The organism is Ilumatobacter sp. (genome assembly GCF_965215205.1).
Taxonomy (GTDB): Bacteria; Actinomycetota; Acidimicrobiia; order Acidimicrobiales; family Ilumatobacteraceae; genus Ilumatobacter_A.
In genome coordinates, this window is record NZ_OZ244049.1 from 1,742,428 (window position 1) to 1,755,195 (window position 12,768).

Genomic DNA, 12,768 nt, shown 5'->3' on the forward strand with positions numbered 1-12,768 from the left:
GTCAGGCGACGGCGGTGGGGAGCCGTCGCGGGTCCCAGCCGAGCTCGACCAGGCCGCGCTCGCAGGCGAAGCGGTCGGTCATCCCGGCGACGTAGGCGACCGCCGCGCGCAGCGCGTGGTCGGACCCGGCATCGACCAGCGCGGGAGGGACGTCGTCGCCGAGCACGGCCCGGGCGGTCGCCGCGGGGACCGAGTGGGGTCGGTCGGCGTAGTGCTCGACGAGGGCGCGGAGCAGGTCGATGACCGCGTCCGCCTGCTGGCGACTCGCCGGTCGCAGGTAGATGTTCTCGTAGTTGAAGGTGCGGAACGCAGCCAGCGCCTCGGCGGCGTCGGGGGTCATCCCGATGCGGCCGGTGAGGCGGGTGGCGTCGACCATCGCCCGCACGAAGGCGCCGAGCTGGGCGGAGCGGTCGACGCCGCAGCGACTCGCGACGAGGTCGGGGAGCATGTCGGCGCTGACGATCCCGGAGGCGACCGCGTCCTCGAAGTCGTGGCACACGTACGCGATGCGGTCGGCCCACGACACGACCTCGCCCTCCGGCGTGCGCGGCGCGGGCAGGCTCCAGGAGTGGTTGCGGATGCCGTCGAGGGTCTCCGAGCACAGGTTCAGCGGCTGCAACGTCACGTCGGCGCCCCACGGGGCGTGGTCGAACCCCTCCGCGAGGTAGGGCGACAGCGCGTCCTCGCTGGCGTGGCCGCCGGGCCCGTGGCCGCAGTCGTGTCCGATCGCCATGGCCTCGACGAGGGGGACGTTCAGGCTGAGCGCCTGAGCGATCGACCGGGCGACCTGCGCGACCTCGAGCGCGTGGGTCATCCGGTTGCGCTGGTGGTCCCCGGGGAAGACGAACACCTGCGTCTTGCCGGCCAGTCGGCGGAACGACGAGTCGTGCAGGATGCGGTCGCGATCGCGCTCGAAGCAGGTCCGGTAGGGGTCGGGCTCCTCGGGTCGCGCCCGGTCGCCGGCACCGGTCGCGTGGGTGGCGTGGGAGGCCAGCAGCTCCCGGTCGCGCTCCTCGCGCGCCTCGCGATCCATGATGCGGGCGTCGCCGACGGTGGCGTGGGAGTCGGCGTGGGCGAGGACGATCTCGTCGTCGGCGTGTCCGGCCATCGTCGCCGCCCACCGCTCGGCACGCTCGCCGGCGTCGTCGCGGAAGGGCAGGTCGTCCACCGCGCCCACGCTAGGTGGGGCGGTCGCGGATCGGGCGGACGACCGGCCCTAGCCTGTCGGTCCATGTCGCAGTTCGTCGACGAGTGCCAACTGAACGTCAAGGGCGGTGACGGCGGCGCCGGCTGCGTCAGCTTCCGGCGCGAGGGACCCGTCGTGATGGGCGGCCCCAACGGCGGCGACGGCGGCGACGGCGGCGACGTGTGGCTGGTGGCCGACCACAACGTGGCGTCGCTGCTCGCGTTCCGCGATCACCCCCACCGCAAGGCCCATCGAGGTGTCCACGGCAAGGGCAAGGACATGCACGGCCGCCGCGGCGAGTCGCTCGAGGTGACGGTCCCGATCGGGACCGCGGTCAGCGAGCTGCGCACCGGCGAGGTGCTCGCCGAGCTGAACAACCAGGGCGACCGGTGGCTCGCGGCGGCGGGCGGCCGCGGCGGGAGGGGCAACGCCAAGTTCCTCTCGAACACGCGCCGGGCGCCGAGCTTCTCCGAGCAGGGCGAGCACGGCGAGGAGCGCTGGCTGCGCCTCGAGCTCAAGCTCATGGCCGACGTGGCGCTGGTCGGGATGCCCAACGTCGGCAAGTCGACCCTGATCAGCGTGATCTCGGCGGCCAAGCCGAAGATCGCGAACTACCCGTTCACCACCCTCGAGCCGAACCTCGGGGTGGTGCGCGTCGACGACGACACCGAGTTCGTGGTCGCCGACATCCCCGGGCTGATCGAGGGCGCCAGCGAGGGCCGCGGGCTGGGCGACCAGTTCCTGCGCCACGTCGAGCGTGCGCTCGTGCTGTGCCTGATGATCGACCTCGCGCCGATGGACGGGACCTGGCCGGCGGACCAGCTGGAGATCCTGCTGCGCGAGCTCGGCGACTACCAGCCCGATCTGCTGCGACGGCCCCGGATCATCGTCGGGACGAAGGCGGACGCGGTCGACGACGGCGACCTCGAGGTCCTCGAGTGGGACGGCCCCGTCGTGTCGTCCATCACCGGCGACGGGGTCGGCCGCCTCGTCGGCGAGATGGCGCGCCTGGTGCACGAGGCGCGCGCCGAGGTCGCCCACCCCGACGGGATGATCGTCATCCGCCCCGAACCCGCCGGAGCGGTCGTCGAGCGCCTCGACGACGGGTCGTTCCGCCTGGTCGGGCGCGACGTCGAGCGCGTGGTCGCGCTCAACGACGTGACGACCCCCGAGGCGCTCGCCTACATCGACCACCGCCTCGAGCGGATGGGGGTGCTCAAGCTCCTCGCCCGGGCGGGAGCGGGCGAGGGCGACGTCGTGTGGATCGGCGACTTCAGCTTCGACTACGTCCCCACGACGTGAGCGCCCACGCGAGGGAACGGGCGGGCGAGCGGGCGGGGGTCCGATCGTGAGGGTCGTCGCGAAGATCGGCACCGCCTCGGTGACCGACGACGACGGGATGATCGACTCCTCCGCGATCGCGAAGCTGTGCGACGAGGTGGCGGCGCTGCGCGCGGAGGGCCACGACGTGGTCGTGGTGTCGTCGGGCGCGGTGGCGGCGGGGGTCGCGGCGCTCGGGATGGCCGAGCGCCCGACCGACATGACCACCCTCCAGGCCGTGTCGGCCGCCGGGCAGAGCCGGTTGGTCCAGGCCTACGACATCGAGCTGGCCCGCCACGGCCTCGTCGGGGCGCAGCTGCTCGTCGACTCGATGGACTTCGTCGGCCGGGTGCAGTACCTGCACCTGCGCACCACGCTGGAGCGACTGCTCGAGCTCGGCTGCGTCCCGATCGTCAACGAGAACGACGCGATCGCGAACGACGAGCTGCGCTACGGCGACAACGACCGCATCGCCGCGCTGATCGCCAACAGCGTGCGCGCCGACGTGCTCGTGCTGCTCACCGACATGGACGGGGTGTTCACCTCCGACCCCCGTCGCGACCCGTCGGCGACCCTCGTCCCGCTGGTCCGAGCCGACGACCCGCTGCTCGCGATCTCGGCCGAGTCGGGCGGCAGCGGCCGGGGGAGCGGGGGCATGGCGAGCAAGCTGACCGCGGCGCGGATGGCGTCGTGGTCGGGGGTGCGCGGGGTCATCGCGCGCGCCGCCCGCCGGGGCGTGCTCGCGGGCGCCGTCTCCGACGAGCTCGTGGGGACCACCTTCGAGGCGCACCCACGGGGGTTGTCCGCACGCAAGCTGTGGATCGCGTTCGCCGCCGAGGTCGCCGGCTCCGTCGACGTCGATGCCGGGGCCCGGCGCGCCGTCACCGAGCACGGCGGGAGCCTGCTCCCCGCCGGGGTGGTCGGGGTCCGCGGGACGTTCGAGCCGGGGGACGTGATCGACCTGCGCGGACCCGACGGCGAGGTCTTCGCGCGCGGTCTCACGTCGCTCGACTCGGCGTCGGTGGGCGAGGTCCGCGGTCGCCGCACCTCGGACCTCCCGCCGGGGACGCACCACGAGGTGATCCACCGCGACGGCCTCGTCGTGCTCTCGCGCCCGTCGCTGCCGTCCTGAGCCCGGCCGCGCCGATCCGCCTCTCCGACGGAGGCGTCCGTGACCCCCGAGGAGCGGGCGGCCCCCGTGGCCGAGGTGCTCGCCTCCCTCCTCCCGTCGTGCACCTCAGACGGTGTCGGGGGCGGGTCCGCCGGACTCCAACGGCGTGGGGGTGTCGGCCGCCTGCAAGCCCAGCTCGGACCGCATCTCGGAGAGGCGGTCCCGCGCGGCGACGTTGGCCGTCGCCCGCTCGATCTCGCGGACTCGGTTCTCGACGCCGGCGTCGTTCAGCTCGGCGGTCGCCTTCGCCTTGGCGTAGCGGGCCTCGATCCGGGTCCGCACCTCGTCGAGGGTGGGGACGTCGTCGCCGACCGTCTCGGTGAGCGACGACATCGCGTCGTTCATCTCCTCCTGCATCCGGGCCTGGTCCATCTGGCTCGTCAGCTTCGACTTCTCGGCGATCTTCTCCTGCAGGAGGCGGGCGTTCTGCTGCACGGCCTCCTTCGCCCGGTCGGCGGCGTCGGTCGACTCGAGCACCATCGCCTTGAGGCTCTCGACGTCGGACTCCACAGCGATCAGCCGGTCGGCGATGGTCTCCGCGGCACGTGCGTACTCCGCGGCGTGGAGCTGGTCTCCCGACGCCTCCGCCTCGCTGGCCATCGTCAGCGCCTGACGGGCGTTGGCGTCGAGGTTCTCCCGCTCCTCCATCTTCGCGTTCAACCGGATCTCGGCCTGCTTCTGGTTCGCGATGACGTTCGCGGCCTGCTCCTTCAGGCGACGGTGCTGGCTGTTCGCCTCGCCGATCGCCTGCTCGAGCTGGATCTTCGGATCGGCGTTCGCCTCCGCGCTGCCGGACAGCTTCGCGACCAGGTACTTCCATCGCCTCGTGAGCAGCTTGAACATGGGCGCAGGCTACTCGGGCTGCAGATTCGAGCGCCGGGGGAGGCGATCGCGGATCACGTCGAGCTCGGGTGCGCCCATCGCGACGAGCACGGCCGCGTAGGCGCCGACGCCCACGACGACGCCGACGACGATGCGCGCCACGGCCCCGCCGCCGGCGTCGGCGCCGACCGCACGGGTGGCCAACCACACCGCCTCGCCCATCAGCGCGGACGCCACCACGAAGCGGCCGACGCTGGCGAGCACGTCGCGCACCGAGAACCCCGGGACCTTGTAGCTGAGGATCTGCAGGACCCACAGCGCCGAGACGACGTAGGCGAGGGCGAACGACGCGGACAGCCCCACGACGCCGAAGGCACCGACGAGGACGAACGCGCCCGCGATGTTCAGCAGGTTCTCGAACGCGTTCACCGTGAAAGCCGTGCGGGTGTCCTGGTGGGCGTAGAACGCACGGAGCACGAAGAGGTACACCGAGAAGGCTCCCAGCCCGAGGGCGAACCCGGCGAGGGCGTCGGAGATCAGCTCCGCGTCGCCCGCACCCAGCTCGCGGTACTGCAGAGCCGCGCCCACGAGCGGTCGGCGCAGCACGAAGATCCCCACACCGGCGGGGATGGTGAGCAGCGCGGTCATGCGGATCCCGAGCGACGCCGAGCGGACGAACCCGCGCCGGTCGCCGCGCGCCACCGCGCGGGCCATGTCGGGCTGGAACGTCGTCGCGAGCGACACCCCGAGCAGGCCGTGGGGGAGCATGAAGAACGTCGACGCCGCCAGGTAGGCCGTCGCCTCGCCCGATCCGGGCTCGGTGAGGTTGCGCACGATCGTCAGGGCGACGATGTTCGCCGCGACGAAGCCGAAGGTCCACAACGACAGCGACAGCAACCGCCGGACCGCCGGGTGTCGCGGGTCCCACCGCAGGCGGGGCCGCAGCCCGGCGGCGCGCGCCGCCGGCACGAGGATCACCGCCATCGACGCGATGCCCAGCGTCGCCCCGAGACCGAGCGTCAGGCGCAGCCGGGTGTCGTCCAGCACGTCGGTGTAGCTCCACCCGTCGGGCCCCGGCTCCGGGAGCGAGAGCAGGGTGGCGATGATGATCAGGTTCGGCAGGACGGGGCTCCACGCCGCGGCGAAGAACCTGCGACGGCTGTTGAGGTAGGCGTTCGCGAGCCCCACCAGGCCGTAGAAGAGGATCTGCACGAGGAAGATCCGTGCCAGGGCGGTGCCCGCTGCCCGGAACAGCTCGGCGTCGACGTCGCCGCCGACCCGTCGGGTGAACAGGCCGAACACGAGCGGTGCGGCCACCACGGCGACCGCCGTGAGGGCGACGAAGATCGCGATCGCGAACGTCACCACGACGTCGCGCGACTCGTCGTCGCCGTCCTCCGCGAACGACGTGAACAGCGGGACGAGCGTGGCGGAGAGAACGCCGCCGACGATCAGCTCGTAGACGATGTTCGGCGTCTCGTTGGCCACGAGGTACGCGTCGCTCAGCGGGTTCCGGCCGATGACCGCCAGCAGCGCCGTCAGCCGCAGCAGGCCGGTGGCGCGCGACAGCGTCGTGCCGAGCGCGACGACGACGTTGCTGCGCAGCAGCCTGCTCACGCACCCACCGGTCGCTTCCGCGCTCGGTCGCGCGGTGGGCTCGGCGACGTCGCCGCCGTTCGGCTCACGTCCGCGTCACGGTCGGTTGACCTCGTCGACCGCCAAGCGCAGGCTCTCCAGCTCGATCACCAGGTCGTCGACGTCGTGGGCGTAGGTTTCGCCGTCCCCGGCGCCGACACCGACCTCGGCGGCGCGCGACACGAGCTCGTCGAGACGGGCCTGGGTGAGTCGGAGTCGGTCCGCGGTGCGCTCCGATTCGGCGCGGAGCCGCTCGGTGGACGCGATCTGGCCGCGCAGCGAGGCCACCGCCGCGTCGAGGTCGTCGCCGGGTGCCCGGCTGCGGCGCTCCTCGAGCGCCTCGAGGTCGGCGCGCAGCCGGGTCGGGTCGAGGCCGCGGATCGTCGAATCGATCTGATCGCCGCGGCGGGCGATCGCCCAGGTCTCGTCGAGCGCGGAGTCGAGGCGGGCGGCGATCCCGACGAGGCGCTCCCGCAGCGGACCCTCCGCCGTCGCGTCGACGGTGTCGTGGAGCTGTCGGGCCGAGCGCTGCGCACGCTGGACGAGTTGGCGCCACGGCTCGCCCACGGTGAAGGGGTCCATCGCGCCGCCGGCCGATGCCGAGCGCGCCCTGGTCGGGAGCAGCAGCGAGACGGCGTACGCGACCGCTCCGATGACGAGCGCGACCGGCCAGGCCGCACCGAGCGCGACGCTCACCACGACCAGCGCGCCCGACCCGACGAGTCGGGGGGTCGACACCAGGTCTCGTGAGCGCCCCGACGCTGTCACGAGCGGACCCATGGATCGGACACTACCCCTGGCACGTGCCACGGCCCCGGCCTCCCGAGCCGGTCGTGTGACCGACGTCATGATGCGCCCCGTCCGGCTCGACCGATCTGGTTCTCGTGGCGATCGCGCCCGGCGGTAGGTTCGACCACCTATGACGATCACCCCCGACGCGTCCGACACCGCTGCGATCGGCGCAGAACCCCGCTTCGAGAGCGTCCAGCAGGTGCGTGACGCGCTCCGCGACGTGCGCTACCTCGCCGACGACGGGATCGCGGGTGTCGCCTACCTGGCGGATCGCCTGCAGAAGCCGATCCTCGTCGAGGGCCCCGCCGGCACCGGCAAGACCCAGCTGGCCAAGTCGATCGCGGAGATCACCGACGCCCGGCTGATCCGGCTGCAGTGCTACGAGGGCCTCGACGAGTCCAAGGCGCTCTACGAGTGGAACTACAAGAAGCAGCTCCTGCGCATCCAGACCGAGCGGGGCGAGACCGAGGAGAGCCACGACTGGACCGACGTCCGCGAGGACATCTTCTCCGACGAGTTCCTGCTCACCCGCCCGCTGCTCGAGGCGATCACCGCCGACGACCCGGTCGTGCTGCTGATCGACGAGGTCGACCGCGTCGAGGTCGAGACCGAGGCCCTGCTGCTGGAGATCCTGTCCGACTACCAGGTGTCGATCCCCGAGCTCGGCACGATCGTGGCCAAGCAGATCCCGCTCGTCCTGTTGACCTCGAACAACACCCGCGAGCTCTCCGAGGCGCTCAAGCGCCGCTGCCTGTACCTCCACGTCGACTACCCCGACATCGAGCGGGAGAAGGAGATCGTGCTGGCGAAGACGCCGGGGATCACCGACAACCTCGCCGAGCAGATCTCGCGCATCGTCCGCTCGATCCGCCAGCTCGACCTGAAGAAGGCGCCGAGCGTGTCGGAGACCCTCGACTGGGCGCGCACGCTGATGCTGCTGAACATCGAGACGATCGACGAGCAGACCGCGAAGGACACCCTGAACATCCTGCTCAAGTACCAGACGGACATCGCCAAGGCGGCCAAGGAGCTGTCCGTCGATGAGTGACGTCGCCGACGCCGACACGGGTCCGACCGGGCTGCGCCGATGACGGAGACCGTCGAGAGCGGCGGGATGCTCGACCTGCTGAACGGCTTCGTGGTCGAGCTGCGCAACGCCGGCCTCCCGGTCTCGCTCACCGAGAACCTCGACGCGATGGAGGCCGTCCAGCACGTCCCCCTCGAGGATCGCGAGGCGTTCAAGTACGCCCTCGGCGCGACGCTGATCAAGAACCACGCGCACTGGCGCAGCTTCGAGACCGTGTTCGAGGTGTACTTCAGCCTGCGCGGACCCGAGTACCAGATCGCGACCGACGCCGACGGCGACATCGACGAGATGTGGCGCGAGCTGCAGGAGCTCCAGCAGCAGGGCGAGGGGAAGGGGCAGGGCGGCATGGACTCCATGACGCCCGAGGAGATCGCCCAGATGCTGATGCAGGCGCTGATGAACGGCGACCAGCAGATGATGCGGGCGATGGCCAAGCAGTCGGTCCAGCGCTTCGCCGGGATGGAGCCGGGCCGCCCCGTCGGCGGTACGTACTACCTGTACCGGACGCTGCGGAACCTCGACCTCGACAACATGCTCGACAAGATGATGGACGCCTCGCGCGAGCGGTCGTCGAACGATCTGTCCTCGATGCAGGAGCGCCTCGAGAAGGAGGAGTACGAGGACCGGATCGAGAAGTTCAAGGGCGAGATCGAAGCGGAGATCCGGCGACGCCTCGTGGCCGACCGGGGCGCCGAGGCGATGGCCAAGACGCTGCGCAAGCCGCTCCCGGAGGACGTCGAGTTCATGCACGCCTCGCGCGACGAGATGGGCGCGCTGAAGAAGTCGCTGTACCCGCTCACCCGCAAGCTCGCCGCCCGCCTCGCGCGCAAGCGACGCCACAAGCGCACCGGCCCGCTCGACTTCCGCAGCACCGTGCGCCACTCGCTCAGCTACGGCGGGGTCCCCGCCGAACCGAAGTTCAAGGCGCCGCGGGTCGCGAAGCCCGAGCTGATCGTGATCGCCGACATCTCCGGATCGGTGGCCGCGTTCGCCCGCTTCACCCTGATGCTGGTCTACGCGATCCAGAACCAGTTCTCGAAGGTCCGTTCCTTCGTGTTCATCGACGGCATCGACGAGGTCACCGACTACTTCCGCTCGACCGAGGACATCGGCGAGGCGATCCACCGGGTGAACACCGAGGCCGACGTCGTCTGGGTCGACGGGCACTCCGACTACGGGCACGCGTTCGAGGTGTTCTGGGACACCTACGGCACGGACATCACCGCCAAGTCGACCGTGCTGCTGCTCGGCGACGCGCGCAACAACTACCACGCCAGCCAGGCGTGGGTGGTGAAGGAGATCGCGAAGAAGGCGCGCCACGTGTACTGGCTCAACCCCGAGCCGAAGAGCTACTGGAACACCGGCGACTCGATCGTCGGCGAGTACGGGGCCCACACCGACGGCGTCTACGAGTGCCGCAACCTGCGCCAACTCGAGTCGTTCGTCGACCTCCTCGCCTGACGCCGGTGGGCGCCGTCGCGCTCGTGACCGAGAGAGCTCGTCGATGGCGGCTCGCCGTCACCCGTCTCCGGCGGCGTCCGGCTCTCCGGGGAGGTCGATCGTGACGCGCACCGACACGATCGACGGTCGCTCCGGTGGCTCGCTGAACCCGACGCCGACCGCCCGGTCGATGCGCCGGAGCTCGCCGAGCCCGCTCCCGGCGACCTCCGCGGCTCCCGACTCCACCCAGCGCCACCCCGATGCCTGGTACCACTCGACCGCCCCGGCGGCGCTCGTGCCGTGGGTGTCCACGCCCATCACGCGGCGAGCGATCGGGGCCTCGACCCAGCGGGTGACCCACAGCGGTCGGCGCACGGGGATCGGCCAGCGCCGACCGCCGCGCAGGACGAGGTCCAGCCCGAGGTCGGGGTCGGCGACGGTGGTCCGGCGGTCGTCACCCGCGACCGTGACCGGGGTGACGCGCACCTCGTCGAAGTCGTAGATCCGGGTGACGAAGTCCGCCGTCGCCCGGTCGGGGGCGAGGAGGATCCGGTGGTCGTCGGGCGTCGCCCACATCACGTCGGCCATCGGCCCGATCGGCGACGACGGCCACCGACCGACCACGAAGCGGTCACCGCTCGCGAACTGGGCCGAGCTGATCGTGCCCGAGACGATGACCCGCGCACCGGGGGCGAGCGCACGGGGGCGGGGCACGACGACAGCGTGGCAGCCGCGGCGACCGGACGCACCTCCGTGCTCCGGTCCCGTCCCGCCACGGCGGCGGGCGATGACCGTGGGCGGCGGGCGCGGTCGATTCGCAGCTCAGCAGGGCGCGCAGCAGGTGACGAACACGGTCTCGACGGGCACGTCGCCTCGATGGTCGAGATCCTCGACCTCGTGGCCGAGGGAGCCGTGGGCGCGCGCGGCGGGTGCGTTGAGCGGTTCGCTCGAGTCGACGAAGATGACGGATCGTCGCTGGCGGGCGAGCTGGAGCCCCGCCGCGGATCCGCCGACGACGGCGACGTCGCACCGGCGTTCGACGACCTGGTGCGCCGTGTCGTGATCCGCGTGGTCGTGGGACCTACGTTCGTGAGGTGCGTGGTCGTGAGGTGCGTGGTCCTGAGGTGCGTGGTCGTGGTCGACCGTGCTGGTCGCGGCCGGGCCGGCACCCGCACGTCACCGCCGACAGGGGTGTGGACCGCGGCGTCCACGTTCGAAGCGGGTGACAGCACCACCCGCACGTTCGTTCCGTGCCGACATCCAGGGCCTGCGCGGTGTCGCCGTCGCCGCCGTCGTCGCGTACCACGCCGGTCTGCCCATCCCGGGAGGGTTCGTCGGGGTCGACGTGTTCTTCGTCATCTCGGGGTTCGTGATCGGTGTCGGACTGCTCGCCGAGGCGACGACGAACGGCACCGTCGACCTGCGCGGCTTCTACGCCCGCCGCGTCCGCCGGCTGCTGCCGGCGCTCGGTGTGCTCGTCGCCGTCGTCGCTGCCGTCTGCGTCGTCGTGCTCAGCCCGCTGTTCCCGCAGCCGTACGCGTTGCGAACCGCGCTCGCAGCGTCGTTCTCGTCGTCGAACCTGTTCTTGTGGATCGAGGGCGGCGGCTACTTCAGCCCGGTGGACGAACAGAACCCGTTCGTGCACACGTGGTCGCTCGGCGTCGAGGAGCAGTTCTACCTCGTGTTCCCCGCAGCGGTCGCCGGGTCGTGGTGGCTGGCGAGACGGCTGCGCCGCGACGGACGCCGCGTGTTCCTCACCGTCACCGGTGTCGCCGCCTCCGCCAGCCTGTACATGTCGTTCGATCTGACGACCGCTGCCGGTCCGCTGTCCGCGTTCGTTCCCCAGCCCGAACGGTTCGCGTTCTACGGGCCCGTCACCCGCATCTGGGAGTTCGCGGCCGGCATCTTCGTCGCTGCCGCCGCCGGCCGCCTGGCGACGCTTCGCCATTCGCCGCTGCTCGGCGCAGCCGGCGCCGTCCTCGTCGGTGTCGCAGCGTTGGCGTTCGACAAGCAGACGGCGTTCCCGGGCGTCGCTGCGCTGATACCGGTCACGGGCGCTGCCCTGCTCGTCGCCGCAGCGCACGGCCCCGTCGCCCGTGTCCTGTCGCACCGTTCGCTCGTCTGGCTCGGCGACCGGTCGTACTCGTGGTACCTGTGGCACTGGCCGGCGATCGTGCTCATCCCGCTCGTCGTGCCCGGCCTTCCCCGAGCGGCCCTCGTCGCCGCCGTCGTGTCCCTCATCCCTGCTGCGCTGTCGTACCGCCACGTCGAGCAGCGGTTCCGTCACCGTCGCACGCCAACCGCCGCCCGCGTCACGGCCGGGACCGGTCGTTCCGGTGCCGGTCCGGCCGGTCGCGCCCGAGGCGGAGCGCTCGTCGTCGCCGCGTTCGGTGTCGCCGTCCCCGTCGCCGTGTCCGGTGCAGCTCTCGTCGGGTCGCGCACGAACTGGGGTCTCGCAGAGCACCCCGAGATCGCTGCGCCGTCGGTGTCTCAGCAGCACCGCTGCTACGAGGCGTCCACCCCGATCGACGACTGCACCTTCGACGGTGACGCCGCGGCGACGGTCATGCTCGTCGGTGACTCCCACGCCGACTCGATCTCCGACGCCGTGCTCGCCGCAGCACGCGACAACGGCGACGGCCTCGTGATCCGCACCGCGCTCGGCTGCCCGTTCTCGACGACCGTCGTCGCAGCGTTCGAGACGTGCCGCCCGGACCAGGAACGCATCGCTGCCGACATCGCCGACGTCGCCCCCGACGTGCTGTTCGTCGCGAACCGATCGTCGTACGTCGTGGCACGCATCGACGGCCTCGCGGACGCCGGCGCCGTCGAAGGCGCCCCGAGCCAGCCGGCGCTCGACGCATGGACCGCGTCACTCGACGCGACGTACGCCGACGTCGCCGACGACGTCGGGCGCATCATCTCCTTCGGTGTCGTCCCCCACGTCGCAACCCAGCACTTCGACCTGGCGTTGCCGACACTGCTGCGACCCGACGGGACGCGGCCCGCCGAGAACGTCGACCATCTCCAGCAGGCCCGCCAGCCCGTCCTCGACGCCGAGGTGGCCGCCGCCGGACGCGCGCCGCTCGAGGTGACCTACATCGACCCGCTGCGCGAGTTGTGCAGCGACGTGTGCGACGTGCGCGACTCGACCGGCTCGTTCCGCTGGCGCGACAACAACCACCTGACACCGGCCGCTGCTGCGCGGGAGTTCTCCGAGCTGTTCTCCGATGCGCTCGGCGACGGTGCGCCGGCCGGCACCGGCGCGGCCGGCACCGGCGCGGCCGGCACCGGCGCGGCCGGCCCGCCGTGATG

Annotated in this window: 10 protein-coding genes; 5 read left to right on the forward strand and 5 right to left on the reverse strand. The window is 71.9% G+C overall.

The window, feature by feature from the left end:
* Position 1 precedes the first annotated feature (1 nt).
* Positions 2-1,108, reverse strand: coding sequence for an HD domain-containing protein (locus tag ACOOHC_RS08170; protein ID WP_420453777.1), 1,107 nt, complete (start codon positions 1,106-1,108; stop codon positions 2-4).
* A 123-nt stretch (positions 1,109-1,231) separates the two neighbouring features.
* Here ACOOHC_RS08170 and obgE point away from each other — a divergent pair, with 123 nt between their 5' ends.
* Positions 1,232-2,488, forward strand: coding sequence for a GTPase ObgE (obgE, locus tag ACOOHC_RS08175; RefSeq protein WP_420453495.1), 1,257 nt, complete (start codon positions 1,232-1,234; stop codon positions 2,486-2,488).
* A gap of 46 nt (positions 2,489-2,534) precedes the next feature.
* On the forward strand, positions 2,535-3,638 hold the full coding sequence (gene proB / locus ACOOHC_RS08180) for a glutamate 5-kinase (protein ID WP_420453496.1): 1,104 nt from the start codon (positions 2,535-2,537) through the stop codon (positions 3,636-3,638).
* Positions 3,639-3,743: 105 nt separating this feature from the next.
* Here proB and ACOOHC_RS08185 read toward each other — a convergent pair whose 3' ends face one another.
* From ACOOHC_RS08185 to ACOOHC_RS08195, 3 genes are all read right to left on the reverse strand, one after another.
* Positions 3,744-4,520 carry a PspA/IM30 family protein gene (locus ACOOHC_RS08185; protein ID WP_420453497.1) on the reverse strand — a complete coding sequence of 259 codons (777 nt, stop codon included), beginning with the start codon at positions 4,518-4,520 and terminating at the stop codon, positions 3,744-3,746.
* A 9-nt stretch (positions 4,521-4,529) separates the two neighbouring features.
* Positions 4,530-6,116, reverse strand: coding sequence for a murein biosynthesis integral membrane protein MurJ (gene murJ, locus ACOOHC_RS08190; RefSeq protein WP_420453498.1), 1,587 nt, complete (start codon positions 6,114-6,116; stop codon positions 4,530-4,532).
* 75 nt (positions 6,117-6,191) lie between these two features.
* Entirely contained in the window at positions 6,192-6,914 is a 723-nt protein-coding gene (locus tag ACOOHC_RS08195) for a hypothetical protein (RefSeq protein WP_420453499.1), read from the reverse strand.
* A gap of 139 nt (positions 6,915-7,053) precedes the next feature.
* Here ACOOHC_RS08195 and ACOOHC_RS08200 point away from each other — a divergent pair, with 139 nt between their 5' ends.
* Both ACOOHC_RS08200 and ACOOHC_RS08205 read left to right on the forward strand, forming a co-directional pair.
* Positions 7,054-7,974 carry an AAA family ATPase gene (locus ACOOHC_RS08200; RefSeq protein ID WP_420453500.1) on the forward strand — a complete coding sequence of 307 codons (921 nt, stop codon included), beginning with the start codon at positions 7,054-7,056 and terminating at the stop codon, positions 7,972-7,974.
* Between the two features lie 39 nt (positions 7,975-8,013).
* The gene (locus ACOOHC_RS08205) at positions 8,014-9,474 is read left to right on the forward strand and encodes a vWA domain-containing protein (RefSeq protein ID WP_420453501.1); all 1,461 of its coding nucleotides are present in this window, start codon (positions 8,014-8,016) and stop codon (positions 9,472-9,474) included.
* A gap of 57 nt (positions 9,475-9,531) precedes the next feature.
* Here the strand turns inward: ACOOHC_RS08205 and ACOOHC_RS08210 are convergent, their stop codons facing one another.
* On the reverse strand, positions 9,532-10,167 hold the full coding sequence (locus ACOOHC_RS08210; RefSeq protein ID WP_420453502.1) for a hypothetical protein: 636 nt from the start codon (positions 10,165-10,167) through the stop codon (positions 9,532-9,534).
* Positions 10,168-10,675: 508 nt separating this feature from the next.
* Between ACOOHC_RS08210 and ACOOHC_RS08215 the strand changes: the two genes are divergently transcribed.
* Positions 10,676-12,766: an acyltransferase family protein gene (locus ACOOHC_RS08215; protein ID WP_420453503.1), complete on the forward strand. Its 2,091-nt coding sequence runs from the start codon at positions 10,676-10,678 to the stop codon at positions 12,764-12,766.
* Positions 12,767-12,768 lie beyond the last annotated feature (2 nt).